Here is a 26244-nt window from a genome sequence, read left to right as displayed (position 1 = left end):
AACTAAAGTCAATGATATACTATGAAATAGTAAAAAATAATTTACGAGGTGTGACAATGAAAATACAAGAAATTTTAAAATTAAAAGAAGCATATGACGAAGCGATGAAGAAAGGGGAAGAAGAAGTTGCTCAAACGACTGCAATCATGCTTGTTGAAAAGGGAGTACCAGATTTATTGAAGATGTTAGAAAACGAGAAGTTTGCAGTGAAGCGAACAAAGAGTATTTTGAAGCGTAAAAAAAGTGAGGTGGCGTTATTTGAGCATTTATTTTTAGAAGAACAACAAAAAGTTAGTGATTTAAAAGGAGAACCTGCATTGGTAGGAAATAAAAGAAGAATATATGGAGAATATTTTGATTTAGATGAGCTCTTGTTTGAAGGTAAGAACATTCAAATTATCACAGCATCACTGTGGAATCAAAGAGTGGAAAGAATAGAAGATATGTGGAAGGGAATTTATGTAAAATGGAAAGATTCCAGTGTTGAGTCCTCTGAATTCTTAGCACAACTTGAAGGTTATGAACATAACGATTGGGTTTTATTTATGTACAAAGGACAGAGAACAGCAAATGATACACATTTTGAATTTAATGGAAAAATAACTGTAAAGCCTTATGAGATAAAAGAAGGAGAGTTGAATTTTAGATACTATTTTTATACTTATATAGAGTTCAAAAAAGAGGGAGAAGATGTGGTTAGCTATAAAGAAATAGATGGTGTGACAGTAGAAGATAAAGAAGAATTACTGGAAGGTTTAAAACAGCACTTGAATGAACAAGAAAAAACTCAATGATAACTAATCATTGAGTTTTTTTATTTATTAACTATTATTGAATAAATCCGTGAGCTTTCGCCTCTTTAATCCATGATGGGAATTCGTTCATAAGTTTTTCTAATAATTCTTCTGGAGACATGTTATTAATCTCTTCTCTTGTAAATTGAACAAAATTAGCATTGTCAATTACACGACCACCCATGTTGTCTAAGTCTTCAAGGAAGGCAAACGAACCTCGTTCCCCGATTCCAACGAATTGCCAGAAGATTGGCTGGTCAGAAGATTCTCGAATGATACGCTTAGTTGGAGCTTTGTCTTCATTAAAGTTATCCCCATCTGTAATAAACACAACGAATGTTGGGTATTTTGCAGGAATTGGTTTTTCTACAGTTTCAACTTTAGCATTTCCACCAAATAATTTTGATAAGAATCCACCTTTAGATTCAACAGGTTTTTGCACTGATTTGGTCCCATATTTATTCACGATTTCTTGCATAACACCTGCATAGAAAGTAGCACCCTCTAAACTGAATTTACGAAGGAATACATTTTGAATGAAATTCTTGTAATTCTCTTTGCTTACAGCCCCGATATGCTTATGACTTCTTCCGAAACCGTAAATATCAATTGAGTTATTGGCATCAATATTTAAACCAACTGCTAAAGCGGATTCTGTTACATCTTGTACAGTATGGTTAATGTATAATCGCTCCATAGATGTAGAACCATCTACTACAAAAACAACTTCAGCAATTACTCCTTTAAGATTTTTCTTCTCTAATACAATCTTTGCAATCTCCGTTTTTTTCTCTAATGAAATAGCCATTTTAATATCTCTCCTTAGTTATCTAATCGTTATGTATCTATAAATAATTATAAAGCGTTTTATTAACTAAAGTCAATGGAATGTTATTATTTATGTTAAATATAAATCACTAAGGCTGAAGATGTTTGGGAAATGTTGAACGTATTGCTCTTGTAGGTCACGTAGGGCGTTGGAATAGAAGTCCTGTAGGTGGTAGAATGTTATCGTATGATGAGAATCCATTAGAATGTATGGGACGAGTAGATTCTATTGATGTAAGTGTAGAGAAAGATGGTTCACTTATCATTTCTGGTCATCATCATGACGGTTCACATGATATGCAGTTATATTTCTTGTCTGAAAACAAATTAAACAAATTGGATAGAGAATGGGATGCATGTTGGTTTGACTTTGATGCAAATCATTTTGAACAGATTTATAATGATTTCAAACCTTTGAAATTAACAAAATCAGGTCGCGTATTTTATAATCCAATTCTTCATTAGGTTAAAAAGCTTGTATTCGTTATGGATACAAGTTTTTTTATTGTAACTATATAATGTTGAAATAATAGTGAATGTTTGTGGTTGATGAGTATAATATTTTAATTTATGTTTATATAACAAAAAGAATTTAAAAAAGAACCCTAAAAGGATTCTTTTTATCTCTTGTATCGCTTATTTAATATTCATCTTCATTTTCTTCATCATTGTCATCAATTTCTTCAATTGAAATAGTCATTTTTATTTTCTTCCCATTATATCTATTCAATAGCTCTTCTATTGAGGGGGCAGAATTATAACCAATACTGTATTCAAAATCGAATCTTGGGTCTCCAGTATCACTTGTTCTATCATAGATTACCTTACCTTCGAATTCTTGCTTCATTATACTCATCCTTTCTACATAAGTTCTTAATCCGTCTCAATTATTTCATCTTATCGAAAAGCTCTTCTTCAGAAATAATAGGACACTCAAACTTAACAGCATTTTTATACTTAGAGCTGTTAGTTTCTTTTTCAGGCAATTCTCCTGTTACATGATTATATCCACCAAGAACTAAGAAATTTGTCTTTGCAGATACTGAACCTGATACTTTTCCACCACGAGCTTCAATTTCTTTTTTGATATCATTACGAGGTTTAGATAATGAGCCTGTAATGACGAAAATTTTACCATCAATTTCTTCAGAGGCGATAATTTCTTCTACTTCTTCCATCATTGAAAATCCAATTGAATACAAGAATTCAATAAGCTCAATGTTGTGAGATTCTTCAAAGTAACTTACCATACTACTTGCTACTGTCTCACCGATACCATCAATTTTCATTAATTCTGTTTTTAGCACAACAGTGTCTTTTGAAAGTTCTATTAGATGTCTCATTGTTTTGAATTTCTTTGCAATGTCTTTTCCTGTACTGGAGCCAACGTTAGGAATAGCTAAAGCGTATAAGAATTTAGATAGGGGGACATGTTTGCTTTCCTCAATCCCTGATAACATTTTTTGAATCTTCTTTTCACCGAATCCACGTAATACAGATAATTTATCTAAGTTATCTTTTAAAGTATAAATATCAGAGATAGAAGAAAGGATACCTTTTTCGTAAAATGTTTCAACTGTTTTTGCCCCTAATCCATCAATATTCATTGCATTTCGAGATACAAAATGTTTTAAAATACGTTCTTGTTGAGCACTACATGTACTGTTAATACAGAAATAATGAACATTATCTTCTTCTTTTACCACTTCTCCATTACATACAGGACAACAAGTAGGCGGTAAGATTTCTTTTTCTGTTCCATCACGTAGTTCAGTAACAGCCGATACAATTTGTGGAATGACATCATTTGCACGAGCAACAACAATTGTATCTCCAATACGGATATCACGTTCTTTTATGTTGTCGTAATTTGCAAGAGAAGCTTTTTGAATAGTAACACCATCAATCTCAACAGGTTCAAAAATACCATTTGGTGTAATTTGACCAGATTTACCAACGGTCTCTACGATATTAAGTAGTTTTGTTGTGGCATCAAGACTATCAAATTTAAAAGCAAAGCCCCAACGAGGGAATTTAGATGTATAACCTAAAGCTTCTCGAACAGCTAAATTATTAAATTTAAGCACAAGTCCATCAATCATATGAGGAATTGTTGGTCGAACCTCTTTGTTGTATGTTAAGCAATATTGAACCAGTTCTTTTATTCCTTCAGGTGTGTTTTTAAACAATTTGTATGGAACCACGTTAAACCCTTGTTCTTTTAAAAATTCCAATTGCTCAGTATCCTTTTCAAAGGTAATTCCCTCGGCTTTAACTAAATCAAAAGCAATAATACTTAAGCCACGTTCTTTAGCAATATTCGCATTTAATGTACGTACAGAACCAGAAACTAAGTTGCGAGGAGATTTATATTTACCATCTACATTAATTCGTTCAAACTCAGAGAAAGGAATAACGGATTCAGCACGAACCTCAAGATACCCTTTAAATGAGATTTTCTTAGGAAGGTTAGTAATAGTTCTTACAGTGTGTGTTACATCTTCACCAATATAACCATCGCCTCTTGTTGAAGCCTCATAGTAGATACCGTTATTGTACTTTAATACAATCGTTAATCCGTCTTCTTTATCTCCCACAATAATTTCATCATCAGATTTGTTTGCAAATTTCACAATATCTTCTTCTGTATGACCTTTATCTTGTGACAACATAGGGGTAGAGTGTTTTACTTTTTTCAAACTATCAACTACAACTGAATAAATCCGTTTGGTAGGAGAATTTTCATTAGCAAATTCAGGGTGTTTTTCTTCCAATGAAACCAATTCATAATACATTTGGTCATATTCGCTATCAGTAATAATAGGAGTACCTTCATCATATAACAAATCATGTTTCATAACTTCTTCACGTAATAGTTTAATTTTTTGTTCAATCATTAGTTTTGCTCCTCTTTTAATATCATTGGTTTTACTTTCCATCGTTTAATCCATTCTTTATCTGCTAAATCTTTAGCTAATTTTCTGCGTTCAGTTAAAGATAACTCTTCATTTTGATAATAACCTTCTTCATATTCATAAAAACGATTTGCTTCAGCAGTACAAGCACTTTTTGCAATTTGAATAGCTTTTCCCTCATCATAATATACCTTAGCAAATGTTTCTTGAGAAGCACCAGACCATGGTTTTCCGTCCTTTAATATGATATGCATTTCTTTATTCATGCTGTCACCACCTTTTATTGTCAATAACTCACTATAATATTTACTATAGTCTATATAAACGATAAAGTAAATAAAAAATATTTTACTTAAAAACGAAGTAGGGAGAGGCTAAATTATGTGATTTATTTTCATGTATAAATAAAGTAATGTATTTCTTCGATTTCTTAAAACATTAATAAAAAGAATGATAACTACACAGTTAGATTTATGATAAACTTGAGGTAAATATTGAATGGTATGGATTGGGGATGTAATAGATGACGACAGATACATATAAAGGTTTTTTAACAACTGAAATAGAAGGGGAGGATGTACAATTACCTCCTGTTATTTTGAGAAATGATGAGGAAATTATTCGTTTTTGCTATCGAAATAGACAAAAAATGAAAGAAGTCATTGTCCAAGATAAAGATGAATTTTGTTTATTTCATATAAAAAATAACAAAACGATTTTTCCATTAGAAGCTGTTGAAAATGAAAAACAATTAGCAAAGCAGTGGGGAGTAGAGGTTGCCGAAATAAATTGGGAGCAGTTATCTCGCATGTAAAGTTATGAACACAACATAGAAAAAGTCGCAGAGAAATTGATTTTCTTTGCGACTTTTTTATTAAATGAGATATAAACTTTCTAAACGCTCTTTTAGAGTGGTGTTACGCTCTCTTGACTTGTACGTTTTAATTGCGTGTTTAATTGCTCTTTCTTCACCAATTACCACATTAAATTCTTGAGCTCGTGTGAATCCAGTATAGAACAAGCTATTATCAAGCATTCTGTAGTGAAGCATAGAAATTGGCATGATACAAGCTCTCCATTGTGAACCCTGAGACTTGTGAATAGAGAATGCGTATGCATGGTCTAAATCTTCTTTTTCCTTGTTATCATAGAAGATATAACCATCATCGTATTTTACAATTATACGAATGATTTCCTTCGTTTTTGCAGGCACAGCACCCTTTATAGTCTCCTTATTATCAACTGGTTCTTTGATTTTTCGGATTGCTTCAATTACACCAGTTTCACCGTTTGCAATGCCACCTTTAGCATCTTTATTCGGTGTATATTGGGTAAGAAGAACGTTACTGTCTTCAGTTGAAACGTAACTTTTTTTGTACCAAACTTTTAAGTCGTTATTACGCATGTTAATGACTTTATCGCCTTCTTTAAAGTACAGAGAAAAACGTTCATTATCTACAGTGAATTCTTTATTTAAAGAAGTAACAGTAGATTCAGTTTCGTTAAAAGCTTCTTGCATTAACAGGTTAATCATATATGTTCCTAAAATACCTGTTTTTTGAGGTGATAGAACTTGGATATCATCCAGTGTATAATCAGGGAACGTAAGGACACGTTTAACAGATTCGAGAATGTTCTTCAAAATAACCTTAGGTGAATCACGAAATACAGCATAGGAATCCTTTGTATCCTCACAAGTTTCAATCATTTCACCATCAATGATTTTTTTAGCATTTTTTGCAATACCTGATTGTTTTCCTTGACGCTTCACTACATCTAATGTAACAACTGGAAGAACTCCACTTTCAATGATATCTTTTAGAACACTACCTGGACCAATACTTGGCAACTGTTTAATATCGCCCATCCATATAACTGTAGCACCACGTTTAATTGCTTGTAGTAAATCTTTAGATAATTCCACATCTAAAAACGAGCTTTCATCTAAAACGATAATGTTCCCTGGTAAAGGATTGGATGCATTGAAGGTAAATCCTTCTCCTCCACGGAATTCTAATCCTCTATGTACAGTAAGACATATTTCATTTGTTGATTTCTTAGCAACTTTAGCGGCCTTTCCAGTTGGAGCCAATAATTGAAGGTAGGGAGTAATGCCATTTGATTTACATACAATATTGAAGATTTTCAATATGATTTTTAAAACGAATGTTTTCCCACAACCTGCGGAACCATTTAGTACATAAAAACCGCCACGTCTTTTCGTGAATGTTAAAATGGCTTCTTCTTGTTTCTCTTCTAATTCAATACCTTCAGCAGATAGGTACTTGTCTAATTCAGCCTTAATATCTATTTGATTCTTCCATTCTTGCGTATCTGAAAGACGATAAAGCTCTTCTGCCACACGGACTTCAGCACTATGGATGTATTCTAAATACACACGGTCTTGTTCTATGACAATTCTCTCAAAAGTAAGCAGATTCTCAATTTCTTCCTCAATCAGTTCATATGGAATATCAAATAAAGGATATAAACACTTTTCTTTTTCATTTTTATAACGAGCTGATTTCCAACGTTCATAATAAGCGTTTAGTTCATCCCTTGGAATCATAACTTGGATTGTACCAAAGTAATAAGAGATTTTTTCATCTATTGTTTCTTTTAATAAACGTTCGCTTTCTTTATAAGGAAGTGTAACTCTCAATATCTCTCTTGTTTTTTCAATTAAATCATCTTTATGTAAGAAGCAGTGACCTTCTTTTGTTGCCTCATCAAGTCCATGAATAATCCCTTCTTGAATACGTTCATCACTTAGCATGTCAAAGTGAATATCTTTAGCGATTTTGTCACATTTTTTAAATCCGTATCCTGGAATTTTTCTTGCTAAAAGATAAGGATTTTCTGAAATTAAACGAATGATATCATCTTTATATTCGCTGTATAAGCTTTTTGATTGCTCAAACGACAAACCAATATCTAATAAATAAGACAATGTATACTGTGAATTTGTTAGACTTTCAAGTTGTTTTTTCCAAGCTTCCACACTTTTTTTACCAATCCCTTTAATTCGACTAACAACTTCTTCAGGGTTTTCTATCAACATATCAATAGATTTATCACCGAAAACGCTATAAATATCCTCTGCTCTATTTTTCAGACCTTTTAAAGTTCGTAAGTAACGAACGATGCCTCTTTTCCCAATTGGCTTTATAGGTGAAACCCGATTCATTTTTACTTGTTTTTCACCTTTATAAAATGCAATAACTCCATTTACCTGATAGTGAATATTCGGATTAAGTGGCATGATGAATTTTCCGTTCATTTTAAATGACTGACCTTCTTCACTTTGACAAGCATAAACACGATAACCCGATTCTGAATTTTCGTAAATTGTATCAAGTGGAAGGGTGACAATGGTAATTTCATCATCGACTTCGAAATCATCTAAAGCTGACTTTGGTTCACTAAGATAATTTTCTAAATTAAATACAGACAAGTGTTTCACCTCTCCTTTTCTAACTAATTCGTACATATTTCTTTATATTTGTATACATACATTTTAACTTATTTTATTAACTATAGTCAATAAAATAAAATGAACTCATAAAAAAATAGAGGGAGTTTTCCCTCTATGCATTTTCTTTCTTATTTCTTTTTGCCTGATTCTCTGTGAGTTTTTTCAATAGAATTTCATGTTCTTTTTCTTCAATAAAAGTAACGATAAAACATTCATCACACAACTCGCTAATATTTTTGACTTCAGAACGATAACGAGTGCCTTGAACGGTAGCTAATCGGTAGTAGTATTTGTTTTTCTGGTCTATATACATCTGGAAGAAGTGGTCATGATTTTTCTGATAGAAGTGACAAACATAAATGAGTAGTTCTTCTAAATGAGAGATGTATTTTTCTTCTTCTGTATTTTTGAATTCGTAAAAATCATATTTTGTTCTTCTCGCCATAATCTCAAATGGCATAGAGTCTTTTATATAAAAAGAAGTGTATTTCAATTTAGATATAGATTTAACAAGAGAAGCAAGGGATAAAAATCCGATTTGTTCATATTCTGCGAATGCTCCATAGTGTTCAGTTTTCTGTAACTCTAAGAATCTATCAAAGTTATGTTGATAACAATCACTTACAAATATTAACCAATTCTCCAACGATTCAATATAGTCAGAAGGAGAGATAGTAAGTTTTTCTGCACCGTAAAACAAACTTTCAAATTCGGATTCAGATACAACAATAATGGAATCAAGAATAATAGATTTTTTTGTATTTGGTTCAATTGCACCTACTGTAAAATATACACCCGTATCGTCTCGTTTTTCTAAATCGTCACACTTCATCCAATCATGATACATAAATGTTTCTATCGCCTTTTTGTTTGTTACTTTTGTACTTTTAAAGAAATGATATATTGCTGAGATTTGCACTTGAAATCTGTTTTTCATGCGTTAAAACTCCTTTTTTAACGAAAATAACTTCATGAAATATTCTTTAGATAGAACCATAGCTGAAACAGGGATGATTCGATTATCTTTATCGACTGATTGTACTAAATAAGTAGTCGTGTCGTTAGGATAGGGAATAGGCATTGCTGTAAGATACCAAGTGTTTTGTTTTCTATTTAACATAAATGACTCTGCTAATTCTAATAGCTCTTTTTCCTCTAAAGTATCTACAAATGTTTTAGCTAAATACAATGGTGTATGGAGAGCTTGCACTCTATCAAATTCTAATTCTGTCATTTTTGAGACTCCTTTTTATCAACGCCTTCTAAAGCACCTGTAGAAAATAGGTTGAACCACATTTTAATATTCATTCTTCTTGTTAATGCTTTTTCTACAGACACTTTATCTCTAACTAAAGCTAAAGCTTCTCCATAAAAATAGGAGCAATTATTAATTTGGTTATATCTTTTACAAGCATCTAATTTATTTTCTGCTTTAATAATTTGAAAATCATTATATGAGATATCGGGGTCTCCCATCTCTCCACCTGTACGTAATGCAACTAAATAATTATTCATTTTTTAATCTCCGTTTCGTTAAATTGAAAATATTTAATATATTTTTAGCTTGTAGTTAAAACATCGAATGTCTTCATTAATTGTTCTTTAGTGAAAATAATAGATTCTAAACCACTCACACCTTCATCTGTACCATTAGAAATTAATGGTGATACTAAAAAATGAATTTCATCATTGGAATACAGAAGGGGCATGGAAGTAGCAACCCAATTGCGGTTAGAACTTAAGAATAATTTATTCTCTGAAAAACTTAATCCCTCTGCGACTTCTAACTCTTTTTTCACCTGTTCGCTTACCTTTAATTTTGTTTCCCACAGCCTAAATTCACGAAACTCTTGCTCAGTCATTTTTCCACGTCCTCAATTATTTGTTTTATAAATAAATCATAACATTTTATTCACTATAGTCAATAAAATATATTATAATTCAAATGAAATGTTGTGAAAGGGTGAATCTGAATGACATATAAAGAAGCTTGAAACGAACAAAAGGAATGGCTTATAAATAGCATGAATTATTTAAAGGGAAGCATAGCAAACACAAATGGTAAAGAGAAAAAAGACTGCAAGCGAAATTAGATGGATTGATGTAGCTTATCAGCTCATGGTTGAATCAGATAAGATGTATCAATTTGAGAGCGAATGAGGGAGAAAGGGGATATTCAACTACAGAAGTAAAATAGTCCTTAGAAAGATAAAAATGAAGAATATAAGAAACGCAATATAAAAACGCAGGGACATAAATCTCTGCGTTTTTCTGTATTATGAGTTTGAGCTGAAAAGAAGTATTGTGTTGAACTATGAATTCTTAATTGCATGACATAAGTAATCGCAAACATCTTCTCGAACTTCTCCTACGACTATAGGTTTTGGAGGATTGTTCTTAATAGCTTCTTTAATCATTCTTTGCATCTCTTTAATGGAAACCTTCATTGTAAATACACGCTTCTTTTTCTTCTTAACGTGCTTATTGAATTGATTTATTATATAGTCGAACAAATCATTTATATCTTCGTCCATATAACACCAATCTCGTTGATTCTTAGGGTCTTCTTTTTCCCAGTAGGCATTAACCCATTCTGATATATTCTCCTTTTCAAGAACTTGATAAAAGCCATTGGTTAATGGAACAAGCAAGAATATATGTGTATGCCCTCCGCACATCAAATAATTATCAACAAAGAAGTATAGATTTGAAATCATTTCTTCTTTTTTAGATGTATAGGTAGCAGAATATGTTTCTTCGGGGTCTAATTTTATATGTTGAGAGAAAGTTGATAATTCGTCTTCTATTAAAACACTACCTTTATGATGAATATCTGCTTGAGAAAATGAAATGATAGGACTTCTTTTACTCATTCTTTTTAGGTGTTTTTTATATCTGCTTTTCATAAAACTTCTCCTTCTGTAAGTTAATATTTATTTTTGTTTTATAATAGCATTTGCTATCAATAGATGAGATAATTCCAAATCAAAGGCATCGCTTTTCATCCAATTTAAGTTGTTGTAATAGCTTAATAAATCGTGCAACTCATATTTTTCACAAGTTGTTTTTACAGCTTCCCACCAACCAATCGTGCATTCAAGATGAATATAGGTGTTCTCATAGGTAAGTAGAGAATCAGTGTTATTTATTTTAAAAGTAGTGTCTATATTTTTCTTGAAATCTTTCAAAAAATCTACGGTAATTTGTTTTTGATATTTTTTAAGAATTACATTTTTAGATTTCTTTTTTACATCCTTTGTAGGGTGCATATCATCACCTCCTCAATTTCAAAAGGTAAGTAGTAACTTTTCACTTCAAAATAAAAAACAGGCAAATACCTGTTTCAAAATGCTCCATGAAGGATTCGAACCTTCGACCACCCGTTTAGGAAACGGATACTCTATCCTGCTGAGTTAATGGAGCGTATATAAGATTGATATTTTATAAACCTATAATTCAGTCTGTGTTTTACACAGTCCCTTATTCCAAATCGGAATCAATTAGGGTCCCTGTAACAGGGCTGAAAGAAACTTAAATATCACAAAAGGAGGAAGTTGTACTTACCAAACATTGCTTCTCTTATATTTTCCTTCTGAAGTTTTTCATTTGCTTTTATCATGTAATTGGGTAAGTCCAATCAATTCACATGACTACTGTAAAAAGGGAATACGCCCCGTACAGGACTCGAACCTGTAGCCTACGCATTAGAAGTGCGTTGCTCTATCCTATTGAGCTAACGGGGCAAAATGTAAAATAAGGAGCAGAAGGGATTCGAACCCTCGCATGATGTAAACATCACCTATCTGATTAGCAATCAGACCTCTTTACCAGTTTGAGTACCGCTCCGTAATAGAAACTCCCTCGACAGGAATCGAACCTGCAACCTATTGGTTAACAGCCAACCGCTCTACCATTGAGCTACGAGGGAATAATTTAAATCATGTCAACAACTGCTAATACAAATAGTAGAGCAACTAAAACAAAGGGGTCATTCATTAGATAAGCTAATGTAGAAATTGAAATAACGCCTACACAAGCAGTCAGAGCCTTCGCCCAATAACGCCCATTATTGTTTTTCTTTAAATCCATAAGTAACCACCGACTTTATAAAAATGAATTGGAGCGGATTAACGGAATCGAACCGTTCCTTCTATCGGCATATATGTACACTCGTCCAATAGCTGTTCTGCCTTATACTATTCCGCATAGGAAAGCTTTATCTATATAGATAAAGCGAATTACTCAGCATGAGCATATTTGAAGTATACATTTAATACTTCGGAATGCTTATGTAACTCTAATTTACGAAGGTCTTGTGGATGTCGATTAATGCCTTTTTCTTTTAAGGCTTTAATGCATTGACCCTTTGTAGTTGGATACGTTGCTCCCATGGTAAACACCACCTTATTGTTAATTAAAATCGTAAATGTAATACTTTTAAATCTGTAAATCAACAGCCCCAAACTGTCGAAACAGTAAAACCAGTTAATAACACTATCCAAAAGTGATATTCCATGAATAAACAAAAGCGATTATTTCTACAAAATATAGTGGAAATCGCTCAAAACCTCAAAGTGGTTTGAGTTGGAATCGAACCAACCTCCTCAGTGCTTCAAACTGATGCTAATCCATCTCAGCTATCAAACCATATAAAATGCTGAAGGGAGGAATCGAGCCTCCTACAAATTTGCATGTCTTTTATAACAATGGCAAAGATGTAATCCAATCAACAGCAATTGTTGTGACTGTTGGTGGGGTGGTCATCCCACATCTCTTAGCAATTAAGCTCTTTTTTAAGACTCGAACTGTTCAAAACATATTCAAGCGTGTAGCTACCTGTTCTACCTCAACAGTCTTAGATTCCTTATAAACTCCCAACTTAGAAATCTTTCGTTATAAGAAGAAGTTCCACCTACTGAAGAGAGCTTCTTCAAGTCTGCTATTATAACTACAAGTTTTTCCTACTGATAGCGGTAGGTTAGCAACGTGGTATCAGTAGTATTGAAGAAAGTTCAAGTTTTGAAACTAATTAAATAGATGATTTTTCAGGTTCTCGCCATAATTCGAAAGACTTTAATAATGAACATGTATTTTCCATAACAAAATCGAAATCTTCTTCGGTTAAAATATTTTTTAATTCTTCAATAGAATTGGCTAATATTACAACTTTTACGTTTGATGAACGACCAAAAGCTAAAAAGTTCTTGGTAACTGATAAAACCAATTCTTTATTCAGTTCTTTTACAGGAACAATGAAAACTGATTCATCTTCTTTAAATCCAAACGTGTTACTTGCAACAACATGAGGTGTCATAAAAACAACTCCTTCATCATTATTAATTACAAAAGTAAAATTCACTTATTAAAAACGGTAAGTAGAAGTCTTGAACTTCTCCAAAAGGATAAATAGACACGCAAGCGTTGGGCTTATTTATAATTCCTTCTTGCACTCCATACGTGCACAAACCGATAATAAAATTGGCAACGCATAGGGGATTCGAACCCCTGAATGCTCGATAGAAAGTCGAGTGTGTTAGCCAGTTTCACCAATGCGTCATAATAAGGAGAGGTATAGGAGAATTGAGCTCTCTATTTTCAACTGTTTCATGTTCTGCGCTGAACCATACAGAATTACGCTGTTTTACCCTTAAACTAATACCCCGTATTGCTAAAAGGTTCATTTGGTTTTTTAATCGAACACCTTTTGAAGATAAAACTCTCACTGGAATATTTGGATTAGGGCATTATCCGTGCCTTCCGATAGAAAGAAACTCTTTAAGTTCTAATGCCAACTGTAGGAGTCGAACCTACGACCTATTGATTACAAGTCAATCGCTCTACCTACTGAGCTAAGTTGGCGAATGGAGTGCCATCGAAGATTCGAACTCCGACCTCACGACTGTTTTATGCTCTAATGAGTCATATACAGAATTACGTGGCTCTACCAATTAAGCTAAAGGCACATATGGTGGCAGAAGAGGGATTTGAACCCCCGAACTCCGAAGAGAACGGATTTACAGTCCGTTGCGTTTAACCACTTTGCTATCCTGCCATAAATGTTACATTAATTTATAATGTTTTATAAATATTAAGAAGAGGTTAGGGACACAATCCACGAATAGTATGGTTGCAACCTAAAGTGCTACTATTCTTTACCTCTTCTTAATGAATACCGACTAATGGATTCGAACCATTGACCTACGCCTTATCAAGACGGTGCTCTACCACTGAGCTAAATCGGTGAAATAAAAATCATAGGAGGGTCGGCATATCCCTCATCTCTGGTAACTTAGTTATTACTAAGCGTGTAGAGAACCTTGTCTACCTCTATGAGATTCTGTGACGGATTAGAAAGGAATCTCTAATCTGGATAGATAATAGTATTTATCAACCGCCCTATTCGGCAAAATGTGTCACACTACATTCATAGGTTAATGCTAAAGAACGGTGACGGATTCGAACCGTCCATTACGGTTTTGCAGACCGCACTCCCGCACCACCAAGATTACCGTCCATGATAGGGAGCAAGAATGATTTTATCATTCAAAACTCCAAAAATGTGCAATTTGCACTGGCTCAAAAGGCCTAAAAAAAATGCCTGGTCTCTAAACCTCTAAACTTAACCTGGAGGGTAGAATTGCATGTGAGAACAATTCAAGTTTTTAAAACGGTAAGGACTCACTCACATTAAAATTGTCCTTAAAAGGAATCTCTATAGGTCACATTTACGGTAGTGAAACACCGATTTTTAGAGCTTACAAACTAATTTTGTAAGAATATATCCTTGTGAACAAAAGGCGCCCATATATAAATACGTAACCCTTTGCTAACTGGTCTGCAATATTTGCTGATTTGGATACTTCTTATAAAGCGACCAACGGGATTCGAACCCGTGACAACAGATTGGAAGTCTGTTATGTTACCACTACACTATGACCGCATGTGGTTACTGAGGTGAGTATCGAACTCACTCCCGTCAAAGTTAATAACTTTTAAGGTCCCATATGCTCAGTAATATTAAGTTTAAAAAGCCGAATGTAGGAATCGAACCTACGTCCAATAGTCATGTTAATGAGTACTCCTAATCGCTTTACCACTAAGCTAAATCGGCATGATAAGAAGGTGGTAGGGAATTGACCCTACGGTATCTGCTTTACACGCAGTCTCCAATTTCCAGTTCACCTTATAAGCTTCCATTTATTTAACGTGTTAGGATTCACCGCATTTCGCTAAGATGTTTTCACCTTAGACCGTCTGCTTGACTAAATAGATAACCTACTAAATCATGAAAATAATTGAGAGTCATCTTATGCCATTTGTTATGGCTCTAAAACTAAGCGAGAATAACGGGATTTGAACCCGTGCTACCTGGTAGACAGCCAGGCGTGTTTACCACTACACTATATTCCCATATAAGCTCCCTATTTGACGTGTTAGGGTTCACGGGTACATACCAGTTCATTTTTTCTAAGATGTTTCACCTTAGACCGCCTGATTACTCAGCGTAGACTTTATCCTAAAAAGGAAACACGCCCAAGTGGAACATCGCATACAGGATTCGAACCTGCGAATGCTCGGTAGAAAGCCGAGTGTGTTAGCCAATTTCACCAATGCGACATGGTTACAAGGGTTATTTTCGTTTTTTTAGGTCGGACACCCAAGCAACATAAAACTTTCTATAATTAGTGACACTTACAAGTTATTACACTTCATATGTGCTTAATTAGAAAGAAACGTATTAAGTCCTAAACGAGGATAACGGGATTTGAACCCGTGCTACTTGGTAGACAGCCAAGCGTGTTAAACCGCTACACTATATCCCCATGAATGGTAGGGTATAGGGGACTTGAACCCCTGAATCTCCGATAGAAAGTCGGATGTGTTAACCATCTTCACCAATACCCCATAAGCAGTGAGGGAGCTACCCTCACACCCTAATATCGCACAAAAGATAGCGAGTCCTTTGCCGTATTGTGGCGAGACTTAGGAATCTAACCCAAGTTCGATTCAGGAACCGAAAAAACAATTCTCGCATGTTATAAAGCGGAAGGAGAGGGACTTGAACCCCCACAACGCTCCTCACGTCCACGCCTGTTTTCAAGACAGGTCTCTTACCAATTAGAGTATCCTTCCGTAATGGTCCGAGCAGTAGGATTTGAACCTACGAATTCTCCCTTCCAAAGGGAGTGGTGAACCAAGCCCACGTCTACTCAGATAAAGAATGGCTTCTGGAGAAGGCTTCGAACCTCCAATGTCAATACTGACGCCTGTGTCAAAGACAGGTGACTTTACCAATTTGTCCATCCAGAAATAATATGGCTGTGCATACGGGATTTGAACCCGTGACCTCTTGCGTGACAGGCAAGCGAGCACTCCAACTGCTCCAATGCACCATAGCCTAAAAATGTAGTAAGGAGAGTGAGTTGAGATTCAACCGGGCTATCAACTCAACCCCAAAGTTTTTTGCGACTCTGTTAACAAACGTATCTCTCCGTTCTTTGTTAATGGTCGAATTGTCAAAGGTGGTAATGATGGGATTTGAACCCACAATTACCATATATGGCTCACCAGGTAGGACTTGAACCTACGACCTTTCGCTTAACAGGCGACTGCTCTAACCAACTGAGCTACAGGTGAATAATAAGATGGTTCAGGGTGGACTCGAACCACCGACCTAACGCCTATGAAACGCTCTCTCTACCAACTGAGATACTGAACCACAATAGAGAAAGTGTAAGTTTCTCTATTAAAAAGGAGAGACAGAACAAGTTTAGTTTACACACTACTAATCGCAGGTAAATAGCATGTAGATTTTGTTCTGAATCTTTAACAACTTATATTAGTATATTAACATTTTTATTAACTATAGTCAATAAAAATTATTAAAAAGTTTGTTCTACTAATTATGTTTGTTATCGGGATAACCCGCCCTTGATAATTGGATGATACTTTTCGGAAGATAGGACTCGAACCTACAACCCTGCCTACCTCGTTTCCTTCATGGGTCTTTCACCAAACGGTTGGCTCCTCTACCAATTGAGATACTTCCGCATAAAAGGGTGAATGACAGGAGTTGAACCTGCAAAGGATTTCTCCCACCTAATCCACAGTTAGGCGTGTCTACCAATTCCACCACAAACACCATAAAATAATTGAGACTAAATGTACTCACACAGACTGCCCCACGCTATAGAAAAAAATATGATTCTTCTAATTTTAGGATTCGAACCCCACATCCATGGACTAAATTATTGCAAGTAGAACCAACTCTTTTAGGTACAACCTTCTCTCTCGAATCGAACGAGCACTCACGCATTAGCCTGTGTCAATACACTTATTTTTTTGGGGACGCTTGGATGGAATCGAACCACCGACTTATCTACACAATTGGGTGTAGCTTCTACCACTGAAGTTACAAGCGTCATGAATATCAGGATAGCAGGACTCGAACCTACATGAACCACATCCCAAATGTGGTGGGTGACCAAATTACCCTATATCCTGTTAATAAAAAGGGCTATATCGGAATTGAACCGATGTTTCCTGCTTGGAAGGCAGGGGTGATAACCGCTACACTAATAGCCCGTAATGTAAATAAATAGTATTCTTTTTGATAGAAATATATTCAATAATGTTTGTTCTACCTGTTTTCTTTAACCTCTTCATAACCAGATTCAATAAACATTTGTTCTATTTCTTTTTGAGAGAATAAATTCTCTGCATTTTGTATTAACTCGTTTAGCTTTATGCTCATTCTCGATACACCTCGCTACAAAAAGTAATATTATAGATTTAAAAAAGCGACTAACGGGAGTTGAACCCGTACTAACAGATTGGCAACCTGCCGTGCTACATTGAACACTATAATCGCACAATGGAAGGGCGTATGGGATTCGAACCCACGAATAATTGATAGAAAGTCAATTGGCTTAAACCGCTTGCCTAACGCCCCATGATAGTTAGTGATTATTCTAAATAGTAAGAAATAGAAAGTGAAAGAAACCTCAGGACAACCCAAACCTCATAAATGTCCATAGCTAAAAATTGTTTTGTAGACGGATGGTCAACTGATTAAAGGTTGTGCACATTAGGTCCCTTAATCAAGCTATGAGAATACACTCATATCACAATTTCGCTACTTCACTTTTCTTTAACAAATCCGTCCCCTTGTGGTCCTCGTTAAAAGATGGTTTTAGTGTTGTTTCTTCATTCTCTATGATACGGATAGTAGGAGTCGAACCTACACGCCACGCATGGCAACTGCTCCTAAGGCAATCGTGTCTACCAGTTCCACCATACCCGCATGTTTAAATCCGATATTTTAGCCGTATATCGGAAACGCAATTCTCTAAATCAATGTTTAATATGTACATTGAGAAACATTGAAGTGCGGATAGCAGGACTTGAACCTGCACGTCACAAGGACATCGGATTTTAAGTCCGATATGTCTGCCAATTCCATCATATCCACAAGATAATTTGGTTCGCCCGATAGGATTTGAACCTATGACCTCTCGATTAAAAGTCGATTGCTCTACCAACTGAGCTACGAGCGAATAATAGTTATAATATTATGTTCGGAATAAACCCACTCACCGAACTATGTCTGCTCCTCGTCATATATATCCATGCAGACTTACCTAATCGCTTGGTTGAGCTAATCACAGCTCTTTCATGTGTGTGAAATAATACTACTGCACTCTGTCGTGTGGAGGCGTAAAGCCTAAAGTAATTAAAGAGGAGGTATGTGGAATCGAACCACATCGGTCTCAAATACACCTTATAGATGCAATCAGGAATTAAACCTGAATCCGTGCTTCGTCAAGCGTAGCCCCATGCTACCTCCATAATATTGGCGAGGGCAATAGGACTCGAACCTATATTCCTGGTTTTGGAGACCAGTGTCCTACCTAATTAAACGATACCCCCATAACATTTATAAACTAATATATATAATAGATAACTTTATATTTTTTATAACAAATTTTTTAAAAAAACTTGTCGAACCTATGTTTTTTTGTTCTATAAGCTGAATTAGTCAAAACAACTTATAGAACAATTAGGAGTTAAACAATTATGTTACAGTCATCACACTGCTGAATTTAATCCCCTCCAATTAAATTCTTGTTGTAAGTTCAGGGGAATGGTATCCCTATCATTACTCCCAACTACGATACTTGTCACAACGACTAAGCATCAAGAATTCTCACAACAGTAATCCCACTTACATAGAGAATAGGACTCTCTATGTATAGCACTTACCTAAAATATAAATATTAGTTGTACAAAAGTTACTTAATGGAGCCTACAGGTTTCGAACCTGTGACCGTTCGGTTATGAGCCGAATGCTCTACCAACTGAGCTAAGGCTCCGTGATATGAATAAAGGAGGAACTTCCTCCTTTATAAACAAGAGAAATACAACTAATAATAGAAAATCGTTTTTTAAAAGGTATTAATTACCTTACACTTATAATAACATTTTTATTCACTATAGTCAATAAAAAATAAAAGAAAAAGTGTCGAACCTAAGAAACATTATATATAAAGATATTTTCTTCTAATATATAGGAAGAAAACCTATAAGGAGATGATACCTTTGTTACAAGAACTGAATGAATTATTAAATGGGAGTGTAATTCAAATAGAAGAGTGTAAAAAAATATTAAATAAAATAGAGGAAACACCTTTTTGCATTATGACAGAATTATTTAATGGAGATGAAAGTCTATTACCGTATTTATTATTACCATATGGTGAGGATGCGTTATTGTCTTTTCAAAACATGTTATATGAATATCTTATCCCTGAATTAGAAAAATTCATTGCTTTAGAAAAAGTAGAATTAAGTTATGATGCCAACATTTATCCTTCACCTATTATTATTTCAATAGATGGGATAGAAATGGGCTATATCAGTATTCAAGAACGAAAAATACATTGTATTGAAAATGAACAAGAAACCATTATTCAAATACAAATTAATGAGGCGTATTTAAAGTTAGAGCAATTAAGGGAAAGTAGAAAAGAAATAGACCTATACAAGCAGAATCCGTTAGCAATTGGTGGAGGAAATCCATTCAAATTAGCAAAAATAGCATTACAAAAAAAGAAATACATAAAGAATTTAGATAAAGATTTGTTAAATATAGATAATGAAGCTTTTGAAATAACAAAACAAATACAAACATTAGAAAACAAATTACAAGCTATTCAAGATGATTTTATTGAACATGGATACTTTCTTGAACGAATTGTACGTAAGATTAAAAACAAATTTAATTACATAGTCGAAAAAGAAGAAAACTTGTAATGTTAATAATAAACAGGGGATGAAGGTATATCTTCTGTTTTTTTGTAAATGATAATTTTTTATTAAATTTATTAGAATTAAAAAATTATGTATATAGGTTTATGTTTCGGAGGGGTTTTGTGGATGTTGAAAGTCTCTAAAACAAGTGTTAATATATTGACTATAGTAAATAAAAAGGGGTGTTTGATTTGGGAAAAGAGAATCTTGAAGAAAAACAAAATTATGGATTGATTTTTTGGGAGTATTTCAAATACATGGCGGTTGCGGTAATTATCGCTATTGTTATTACTTGTTTTGTTGCTCCTGCCAAAGTTGTAGGTCATTCCATGGATAATACATTAGCAGATGGAGATTATTTGTTTGTTAATAAAACAGCATATAAAGTAGGAGAGCCACATTACAATGACATTGTTGTGTTGAAAGCTCCAAAATTGAATGGTCGCATTTTGATTAAACGGGTAATTGGTTTGCCAGGTGATGAAATTGAAATTAAAGACAATCATGTATATCGAAATGGAAAAGAGTTAAAAGAATCATATATCAAAGAAGATATGAAAAATAATGCAGATGCAAAAATAAAAGTAGCTAAAGAAAATGTATTTGTGATGGGGGATAACCGAAATAATAGTATGGATTCTCGTAGTCCTTTTGTAGGAACAGTTTCTATAAAAGAAGATGTAATTGGAAAGGTATTTGTTAGACTGTTACCTTTTGGGGATATTAAATCGTTCTAAACAATATAAAATTATGTTTCTCGTTTTATTTGAATATGATAAGTCATTAGAATAAAAGGGGGAATGCCTATATGAATAAATATAACGTATTTGGAATGGAATTAATTAGCTATAAAACAGAGATTTTAAAAGATTATCCTGATATCGTAAAACGTTCGTTACATGATACATTTGATAAATTGTTAGAACATAATGCAATTGATGAAGATATTCATTTTTCATTAAAAGATGATGGGATGGATACTGATAGATTTAAGAGTTTCATTTTAACAAAAATAAAATGTATTAAATCAAATGAAGAATTATTAGTAGAATATGAAGTGATTAGAGAAAGATTAGAATCTCACATTCAAGAACTTATTCAGTCACAAGAATTAGAGACAGAAAGTTTTGTTGAAAAAGAAAATATCTCTATTATCAAGAAGTTTGTGATTGATACAGAATTTGCACAAGAGTATTTTGGTATAGAGGAAAAAGATTTGGAAAAATCAATGAAACCAAAAGGGTTTGTGGAGAAATTTGCAGTATTACGTTTACCAAAAATTTTAAAGGATTTTGTCCAGATAGATGGAGTTCAATCAGAATACTTTAACTATGAAGCAATTAATTCTTTCTTGGTATATCGTGAAGAAGAAACAACTAACTACTGCATTGACTTATGCCTATCAATTCCTATTGATATTGCAGAAGATGAAACAAAAACGGTAGCTATTATGGAGGACGTTTCAAATGTCGTAAGTAAAGCGGAAGAGTATTTCGGTGAAAGATTAACAATTTAAGTTAGTGACTCCCTTTGAAAGGGAGTTTTTTATTGACTAAAGTAAATAAAATAATTAGTATATTACATATATAGTAAATGCGGGGGGTTGTTAAGATGCAATATATAATTGCGGTAGGTGTTTGTTTTTTCTGCTCTCTTCCTTTTGTTTTCTCAAAAAGTAAAAAGAGTCGTATGTTTAGTATCATTCTTTTAGTGATTGGTGCTTTAAGTGCCATCGTAATAGGTACTTCTACGTGTGAATCCTATTATAGAGATTTTAAAGTAGTAGGAAACTATTATATAACGAATTATTCTTTTGATGATAAGAATAATTCTTATACGATTGAAGCATTAGATGAGAACGGAAAAGAAATCAAAAAACGTGTTATCAAAAAGGTAGATGCAAACATTATGAATAATGGTGTTCAAGATACATTAGTAGAAAAAGAAATTGATAAAACTTTTGAAATTAAACTATTCAATACGTATACGATATTTACTACTACAAAGAAAGAACCATATGTACCTGACTTAATTTTTGCGAATCAGCCTGAAATGTAAAAAAGCACCTAATAAGGTGCTTTTTTTATTTACTATATTAAATAAAATATTATAGTATAGACACATAAATAAAAGGTGGTGTTGGTATGAAAAGCTTAATACCTATGTTCACAGCCATTGCTCTTACTACAGGAGCAGTAGGTGATGTTTCAATTGCGAACGTAAACAAAACAGAGAGTTATTATAACGAAAGAAAAGTAGTAGATATAGATTTTGATAAAGAACGAATTGAAAATAAGATAAATAAAAAAACATATGATTCTTCGAATCAAAATGAGGTGTACGTACCTGGAAGTAAAAACAAAGGAATTCAATTGAATTCTGGAAAAGTTACAATTCCGTCTTCGGATTTAAAAATAGACAAAGAAGAAACAATCACAGTATCTCTTTGGATGAAATGGGATGGAAATGATAATGATTTTATACCATTTGCTTTTGGGGAATATACACTATGGTTTCACAATGGGAACTTTGGTTTTAATACAGGTGAAAATGATATTTATGGTATGGGGAAAGGCTTGAAAGCAGGACAAATGACGCATGTGTTAGCTGAATTTCACAAGAATGATGTTATGAAAAACAAGCTATTTATTAATGGAAAAAAACAAGAACTTTCACAATTGGAAGGAAGTCCTGATAATAAAAAAGCTACATTTGATGACTCGCTTCAAATAGGTGGATGGAAATATGATAACTATCACGATATGGATGAGGGTATCATACTTGATGAATTTAATGTTTTAAAAGATTCAATACAAGACGGAGAAGAGAAAGATTTATATCTTTTATCTAAAGTTCCAGAATTGAATGTGTATCAAAATGAATTATATGCGAAATCAGAATGGGCAATTGATATTTTAGATAGTGACTTGCTGTATCAAACGGATTTTGAAACGAATGATTTTATACCGAATTTTAAATGGGGATATGATGAGTTTTATGGTGATGGAGGTCAGTCTATTACAACAGAGGATAAATTCTCTGGCAAGCAATCTATTAGAACAGAAGATACGTTTAAAAATGGGAACTGGATTCAATGGCCGAATAGAAATAGAGAGCGTTCTATAAATGTATGGGAGAGGTTTAAATTTAAGAATGGAATACCATTAAGTGTTACTTACTATGCAAAGAATAATGGTGGAACGAAGTCGTTAATTATGGCAAATGGAGATGGTGGATGGGCAGAAAGTTTTTATGACCACGATTTACCACCAGTAAAGTTAACGAAATCTATGAAAAGGGGAGCTAAAGTTGCACATATTGACAATCCAGATGCTTTCAAAGTAGGAAAGCATGGATATACACTTGACCAAGATGAATTGAAAATTGGTGCGGTGATGCAAGTGGAAAGTGTAGATACAGAAAATAAGACGGTTACATTTCGTAATTCTGATGGTGTAGATAGAGATGTAGAAGAAGGAACGCCATTTCATTTTCGCCAATGGAGAGGAGCTTGGTCGTTCCCTGCTCGTAATGTAGCAAACGAGGAAGGGTGGAAAAAAGTAAGTGTTAATACCTATGTTACTGATTATAAAGATTATGATGTGAGTAAACGAGGGGGTTCCTATTACATGGCTTCCTCAACTGACAAGGTTGTGTATTTGGATAATGTAAAATTTGGATATGCAACGGAAGTAGAATTATATCGTGATGGTAAAAAGGTATATAAAGGTTTAATGTCTGATTTTGCAGATAGAGAAGCAATTGATAAAGGAAAACCAGACATGGTTAGGAAGATAACTTTTAATGGAAATAAAGATGATTTATCTATTTCCTTTGAGAAACCAAAAGATGTAGGCACTAAATATACCTACAGTATTAGGGGGTTATCAAAAAATGGGGAAACTCCAGTGTCAAAAAATAAGGAAGTAGAAATTACAGCAGGAATTAAAGGTTATAGCTATTTGATTGATAAAAATCCAACTACAATTCCTTCTAATAAGGTGAATTTAACAACAGAATCATTAAAAACATCCTTGAAAGACCAAGAACAATATTATTTGCATGTTAAATCAATAGATAATCAAGGAAATACAAGTGATACAAAACATATTCCGATTGAGATTCCTACATTAGAGGCAAAGGCAAATCATAAAGATAATTTAATTGAGTTGAAGTGGAGTGGTGGTAAAACTGAGCCTTATACTTATAAAGTGTTTAAAAAGAAAGAAGGAGAAAAACAATTTCAAAGTGTGTCAGCAACGGATTATAAGAAAAAAGTAAAAGTTTTAAACTTGTATCCATATACCGCTTCTCTTATGAAAGACATTACTTTTCAAAACTGGAAAGGAGAGAATATCACTCTTCCTCAATCAGCATTGCTTAAGCAATGGATGGAAGAACCGAATATTGAGGATGCAAAAGGATATGGAAAGGGATTAATAGATGTTGACGCAGTAGAATTAAATCAGTTTAATAAAAATCCTAATGAATACCTTAAAAGCCCAGATGGTTCTTGGCGATATGATGTAGTTTATGCAGGGGCTTGGGATACAAATAGGCAACAAGATTTAAGCATTCAAGGAGAGCAAGTCATAGAGGATTTTATTAATTCTGGAAGAGGGTTCTTAGCAGGGCATGATACAATTACGCAATATCACAACTTAAAAAACTTTGTGAAATTGAGTGATTTCCTTAGAATAAAAACGTATCCGTTTAATGGAAATGTCTATGAAGCGAGAGCTTCAGCGATTCAAATGCCTTGGATTGGTAGTCAGAACATTGAGGTTAAGAAAAAAGGGTTGTTAACAAATTTCCCTTGGGCGATAGGTGATATAGGCTCTAAGTTATCTGTTCCAATTTCGCATACGAATTCACAAGTAACTTTAGGGGATGTGTGGATGAATTATTCAGATTGGAAATCGCCATTTGTGGACAAGGAAGTTGGAGTGGGACCAGAGGTTTCAGACTCCGAAACAGGATTAGGAACAAATAATTTCTATCTGACCACATGGAGTAATACAGCGATGATTCAAACTGGTCATTCTAATGGAAAAGCAACACCAGACGAACAAAAGGTATTAGCGAATACCTTGTTCTACTTAGCTCAATTGACTTCAGATACAAAGTTAGCTGATAGAAGTGGTCAAGATGTAGACGCACCTACAAAGCCTAATATTAATAAGGCTGTGATGAATGAAAATGGTACAGTAGATGTTTCGTATAATGAGTCTGTTGATAAAGGGACTTCCTATGAGTATTATGTTGAATCAAAAGGTAGTGACACACAAAGTGTTGTAAAGTCTAACATTGCAAAAGCTGAAGTAAAAACAGGTCTAAAAGGATATTCTATTGCTATTGATGAAAGCCCATATACTATACCCGATGAAAAAACGGAAACAATAACTGCTTCTTATCAGTTAACTGTTCCGAATACCAAAGATTTCTATATCCATGTAGCAAGCGTGGATAATGCAGGTAATATCTCGGAAGTATCTCACTATCACTATCAAGATAAATCTTCTCCTGAATTAACAATTACTGCAAGTACGAAGGATTGGACGAACAAAGCGATAACATTACATGTAGTTGCTACAGATAAAGATAGTAGGGTGAAGAAAATAGGATTACCAAATGGACAATGGATAAATGGAAGTAAGGCTGAATTCATTGTAAATGAAAATGGTATCTATTACTTTAAAGCGGTGGATGAAGGTGGTAATGAAACGATTCAATATATTATCCTTTCGAACATTGATAAAAAGAATCCAACTGTACAAATCAATGCTCCAGATAACTGGGTAAATACAGATGTAAAAGTTGAGATAATAGGAAATGATGAGTAGCACCTTTCAAGGTGCTATTTTTCATTGACTTTAGTCGATGTTTTTAGTCTATAATAGGTATAATGTTTTTTAGGGAGGCG

General features: G+C 33.8%; 22 protein-coding genes and 34 tRNA genes. 8 read left to right on the top strand and 48 right to left on the bottom strand.

Features of this window, described 5'->3' with window-relative positions; translation table 11 throughout:
- The first annotated feature begins 56 nt into the window (after window positions 1-56).
- A complete protein-coding gene (locus MHB52_RS32690; RefSeq protein ID WP_061662348.1) occupies window positions 57-794 on the top strand; it encodes a hypothetical protein in 738 nt (245 codons plus the stop codon).
- Window positions 795-828: 34 nt separating this feature from the next.
- Here MHB52_RS32690 and MHB52_RS32685 read toward each other — a convergent pair whose 3' ends face one another.
- On the bottom strand, window positions 829-1602 hold the full coding sequence (locus MHB52_RS32685) for a VWA domain-containing protein (RefSeq protein WP_061662349.1): 774 nt from the start codon (window positions 1600-1602) through the stop codon (window positions 829-831).
- Between the two features lie 125 nt (window positions 1603-1727).
- On the opposite strand from MHB52_RS32685, the gene MHB52_RS32680 reads away from it, so the two are divergent.
- Window positions 1728-2087 carry a hypothetical protein gene (locus MHB52_RS32680; RefSeq protein WP_253703072.1) on the top strand — a complete coding sequence of 120 codons (360 nt, stop codon included), beginning with the start codon at window positions 1728-1730 and terminating at the stop codon, window positions 2085-2087.
- A 175-nt stretch (window positions 2088-2262) separates the two neighbouring features.
- On the opposite strand, the gene MHB52_RS32675 is transcribed toward MHB52_RS32680, so the two are convergent.
- The 3 genes from MHB52_RS32675 to MHB52_RS32665 are packed head-to-tail and all read right to left on the bottom strand — an operon-like array spanning window position 2263 to window position 4803.
- On the bottom strand, window positions 2263-2469 hold the full coding sequence (locus tag MHB52_RS32675; protein ID WP_061662350.1) for a hypothetical protein: 207 nt from the start codon (window positions 2467-2469) through the stop codon (window positions 2263-2265).
- Between the two features lie 40 nt (window positions 2470-2509).
- Window positions 2510-4519, bottom strand: a complete 2010-nt coding sequence (gene ligA / locus MHB52_RS32670) for an NAD-dependent DNA ligase LigA (RefSeq protein ID WP_061662351.1) — start codon at window positions 4517-4519, stop codon at window positions 2510-2512.
- Window positions 4519-4803, bottom strand: coding sequence for a hypothetical protein (locus tag MHB52_RS32665; protein ID WP_061662352.1), 285 nt, complete (start codon window positions 4801-4803; stop codon window positions 4519-4521). The genes ligA and MHB52_RS32665 overlap by 1 nt, the downstream gene beginning before the upstream one ends.
- A 257-nt stretch (window positions 4804-5060) precedes the next feature.
- Between MHB52_RS32665 and MHB52_RS32660 the strand changes: the two genes are divergently transcribed.
- Complete coding sequence (locus tag MHB52_RS32660; protein WP_061662353.1) at window positions 5061-5351, top strand: hypothetical protein; 291 nt, start codon at window positions 5061-5063, stop codon at window positions 5349-5351.
- 60 nt (window positions 5352-5411) lie between these two features.
- Here MHB52_RS32660 and recD2 read toward each other — a convergent pair whose 3' ends face one another.
- From recD2 to MHB52_RS32440, 44 genes are all read right to left on the bottom strand, one after another.
- Window positions 5412-8000, bottom strand: coding sequence for an SF1B family DNA helicase RecD2 (recD2, locus tag MHB52_RS32655; protein WP_253703074.1), 2589 nt, complete (start codon window positions 7998-8000; stop codon window positions 5412-5414).
- A 124-nt stretch (window positions 8001-8124) separates the two neighbouring features.
- The gene (locus tag MHB52_RS32650) at window positions 8125-8949 is read right to left on the bottom strand and encodes a hypothetical protein (RefSeq protein WP_061662355.1); all 825 of its coding nucleotides are present in this window, start codon (window positions 8947-8949) and stop codon (window positions 8125-8127) included.
- A gap of 3 nt (window positions 8950-8952) precedes the next feature.
- Window positions 8953-9246, bottom strand: a complete 294-nt coding sequence (locus MHB52_RS32645) for a hypothetical protein (protein WP_061662356.1) — start codon at window positions 9244-9246, stop codon at window positions 8953-8955.
- Window positions 9243-9527, bottom strand: a complete 285-nt coding sequence (locus MHB52_RS32640; protein ID WP_061662357.1) for a hypothetical protein — start codon at window positions 9525-9527, stop codon at window positions 9243-9245. Before MHB52_RS32640 ends, MHB52_RS32645 begins: the two co-directional genes overlap by 4 nt.
- 44 nt (window positions 9528-9571) lie before the next feature.
- Window positions 9572-9874 carry a hypothetical protein gene (locus MHB52_RS32635; protein ID WP_061662358.1) on the bottom strand — a complete coding sequence of 101 codons (303 nt, stop codon included), beginning with the start codon at window positions 9872-9874 and terminating at the stop codon, window positions 9572-9574.
- Between the two features lie 450 nt (window positions 9875-10324).
- Window positions 10325-10918, bottom strand: coding sequence for a hypothetical protein (locus MHB52_RS32630; protein ID WP_253703076.1), 594 nt, complete (start codon window positions 10916-10918; stop codon window positions 10325-10327).
- Window positions 10919-10945: 27 nt separating this feature from the next.
- Window positions 10946-11281 (bottom strand): hypothetical protein, encoded by a 336-nt coding sequence (locus MHB52_RS32625; RefSeq protein WP_061662359.1) that lies wholly within the window; start codon window positions 11279-11281, stop codon window positions 10946-10948.
- An 80-nt stretch (window positions 11282-11361) separates the two neighbouring features.
- Window positions 11362-11435: transfer RNA gene (locus MHB52_RS32620), tRNA-Arg, on the bottom strand.
- Window positions 11436-11681: 246 nt separating this feature from the next.
- Window positions 11682-11755 (bottom strand) — tRNA-Arg (locus tag MHB52_RS32615).
- Window positions 11756-11768: 13 nt separating this feature from the next.
- Window positions 11769-11858, bottom strand: a tRNA-Ser gene (locus MHB52_RS32610).
- Between the two features lie 10 nt (window positions 11859-11868).
- A tRNA-Asn gene (locus tag MHB52_RS32605) sits at window positions 11869-11940 on the bottom strand.
- A gap of 5 nt (window positions 11941-11945) precedes the next feature.
- Window positions 11946-12101, bottom strand: coding sequence for a hypothetical protein (locus tag MHB52_RS32600; protein WP_154698612.1), 156 nt, complete (start codon window positions 12099-12101; stop codon window positions 11946-11948).
- A 149-nt stretch (window positions 12102-12250) separates the two neighbouring features.
- On the bottom strand, window positions 12251-12403 hold the full coding sequence (locus MHB52_RS32595) for a DUF2639 domain-containing protein (RefSeq protein ID WP_000501435.1): 153 nt from the start codon (window positions 12401-12403) through the stop codon (window positions 12251-12253).
- 184 nt (window positions 12404-12587) lie between these two features.
- Window positions 12588-12659: transfer RNA gene (locus MHB52_RS32590), tRNA-Phe, on the bottom strand.
- A gap of 382 nt (window positions 12660-13041) precedes the next feature.
- Window positions 13042-13326, bottom strand: a complete 285-nt coding sequence (locus MHB52_RS32585; protein ID WP_061662360.1) for a hypothetical protein — start codon at window positions 13324-13326, stop codon at window positions 13042-13044.
- A 165-nt stretch (window positions 13327-13491) separates the two neighbouring features.
- Window positions 13492-13568 (bottom strand) — tRNA-Glu (locus MHB52_RS32580).
- A gap of 230 nt (window positions 13569-13798) precedes the next feature.
- Window positions 13799-13871 (bottom strand) — tRNA-Thr (locus MHB52_RS32575).
- A 3-nt stretch (window positions 13872-13874) separates the two neighbouring features.
- A tRNA-OTHER gene (locus MHB52_RS32570) sits at window positions 13875-13975 on the bottom strand.
- Between the two features lie 3 nt (window positions 13976-13978).
- A tRNA-Tyr gene (locus MHB52_RS32565) sits at window positions 13979-14064 on the bottom strand.
- Window positions 14065-14182: 118 nt separating this feature from the next.
- Window positions 14183-14254, bottom strand: a tRNA-Ile gene (locus MHB52_RS32560).
- A 199-nt stretch (window positions 14255-14453) separates the two neighbouring features.
- Window positions 14454-14526, bottom strand: a tRNA-Cys gene (locus MHB52_RS32555).
- A gap of 355 nt (window positions 14527-14881) precedes the next feature.
- A tRNA-Gly gene (locus tag MHB52_RS32550) sits at window positions 14882-14952 on the bottom strand.
- Window positions 14953-15041: 89 nt separating this feature from the next.
- Window positions 15042-15123, bottom strand: a tRNA-OTHER gene (locus MHB52_RS32545).
- A gap of 227 nt (window positions 15124-15350) precedes the next feature.
- Window positions 15351-15422: transfer RNA gene (locus tag MHB52_RS32540), tRNA-Asp, on the bottom strand.
- A gap of 133 nt (window positions 15423-15555) precedes the next feature.
- Window positions 15556-15629 (bottom strand) — tRNA-Glu (locus MHB52_RS32535).
- A gap of 133 nt (window positions 15630-15762) precedes the next feature.
- Window positions 15763-15835, bottom strand: a tRNA-Asp gene (locus MHB52_RS32530).
- 5 nt (window positions 15836-15840) lie between these two features.
- A tRNA-Glu gene (locus MHB52_RS32525) sits at window positions 15841-15917 on the bottom strand.
- A 139-nt stretch (window positions 15918-16056) separates the two neighbouring features.
- A tRNA-Ser gene (locus tag MHB52_RS32520) sits at window positions 16057-16145 on the bottom strand.
- An 89-nt stretch (window positions 16146-16234) separates the two neighbouring features.
- Window positions 16235-16322: transfer RNA gene (locus tag MHB52_RS32515), tRNA-Gln, on the bottom strand.
- 6 nt (window positions 16323-16328) lie between these two features.
- Window positions 16329-16406: transfer RNA gene (locus tag MHB52_RS32510), tRNA-Asp, on the bottom strand.
- Window positions 16407-16572: 166 nt separating this feature from the next.
- A tRNA-Asn gene (locus tag MHB52_RS32505) sits at window positions 16573-16649 on the bottom strand.
- 9 nt (window positions 16650-16658) lie between these two features.
- Window positions 16659-16731: transfer RNA gene (locus MHB52_RS32500), tRNA-Met, on the bottom strand.
- Window positions 16732-16963: 232 nt separating this feature from the next.
- A tRNA-OTHER gene (locus tag MHB52_RS32495) sits at window positions 16964-17062 on the bottom strand.
- A 7-nt stretch (window positions 17063-17069) separates the two neighbouring features.
- Window positions 17070-17155 (bottom strand) — tRNA-His (locus MHB52_RS32490).
- Between the two features lie 200 nt (window positions 17156-17355).
- Window positions 17356-17435: transfer RNA gene (locus tag MHB52_RS32485), tRNA-Trp, on the bottom strand.
- Window positions 17436-17442: 7 nt separating this feature from the next.
- A tRNA-Pro gene (locus MHB52_RS32480) sits at window positions 17443-17516 on the bottom strand.
- A gap of 9 nt (window positions 17517-17525) precedes the next feature.
- Window positions 17526-17597: transfer RNA gene (locus MHB52_RS32475), tRNA-Gly, on the bottom strand.
- A 214-nt stretch (window positions 17598-17811) separates the two neighbouring features.
- Window positions 17812-17883: transfer RNA gene (locus MHB52_RS32470), tRNA-Gly, on the bottom strand.
- A 4-nt stretch (window positions 17884-17887) separates the two neighbouring features.
- Window positions 17888-17964, bottom strand: a tRNA-Glu gene (locus tag MHB52_RS32465).
- A 267-nt stretch (window positions 17965-18231) separates the two neighbouring features.
- Window positions 18232-18315 (bottom strand) — tRNA-Leu (locus MHB52_RS32460).
- An 85-nt stretch (window positions 18316-18400) separates the two neighbouring features.
- Window positions 18401-18483: transfer RNA gene (locus tag MHB52_RS32455), tRNA-Leu, on the bottom strand.
- A 9-nt stretch (window positions 18484-18492) separates the two neighbouring features.
- Window positions 18493-18568, bottom strand: a tRNA-Lys gene (locus MHB52_RS32450).
- Between the two features lie 297 nt (window positions 18569-18865).
- Window positions 18866-18941 (bottom strand) — tRNA-Trp (locus tag MHB52_RS32445).
- A 370-nt stretch (window positions 18942-19311) separates the two neighbouring features.
- Window positions 19312-19384, bottom strand: a tRNA-Ile gene (locus tag MHB52_RS32440).
- A 217-nt stretch (window positions 19385-19601) separates the two neighbouring features.
- Between MHB52_RS32440 and MHB52_RS32435 the strand changes: the two genes are divergently transcribed.
- The 5 genes from MHB52_RS32435 to MHB52_RS32415 all read left to right on the top strand — a co-directional run bounded on the left by MHB52_RS32435 (window position 19602) and on the right by MHB52_RS32415 (window position 26164).
- Window positions 19602-20324, top strand: a complete 723-nt coding sequence (locus MHB52_RS32435) for a hypothetical protein (RefSeq protein ID WP_061662362.1) — start codon at window positions 19602-19604, stop codon at window positions 20322-20324.
- 179 nt (window positions 20325-20503) lie between these two features.
- Entirely contained in the window at window positions 20504-21058 is a 555-nt protein-coding gene (gene lepB, locus MHB52_RS32430; RefSeq protein ID WP_061662363.1) for a signal peptidase I, read from the top strand.
- Between the two features lie 71 nt (window positions 21059-21129).
- Window positions 21130-21837, top strand: coding sequence for a hypothetical protein (locus MHB52_RS32425; protein WP_061662364.1), 708 nt, complete (start codon window positions 21130-21132; stop codon window positions 21835-21837).
- A 95-nt stretch (window positions 21838-21932) separates the two neighbouring features.
- Window positions 21933-22379 carry a hypothetical protein gene (locus tag MHB52_RS32420; RefSeq protein WP_253703078.1) on the top strand — a complete coding sequence of 149 codons (447 nt, stop codon included), beginning with the start codon at window positions 21933-21935 and terminating at the stop codon, window positions 22377-22379.
- 86 nt (window positions 22380-22465) lie between these two features.
- The gene (locus tag MHB52_RS32415) at window positions 22466-26164 is read left to right on the top strand and encodes a hypothetical protein (protein WP_061662365.1); all 3699 of its coding nucleotides are present in this window, start codon (window positions 22466-22468) and stop codon (window positions 26162-26164) included.
- The last annotated feature ends 80 nt before the right edge of the window (window positions 26165-26244 follow it).

This window comes from Bacillus sp. FSL K6-0073 (assembly GCF_038006085.1).
GTDB lineage: Bacteria > Bacillota > Bacilli > Bacillales > Bacillaceae_G > Bacillus_A > Bacillus_A cereus.
Note: the sequence above shows the minus strand (reverse complement) of the source record. Positions and strands in the feature narration are given on the sequence as shown.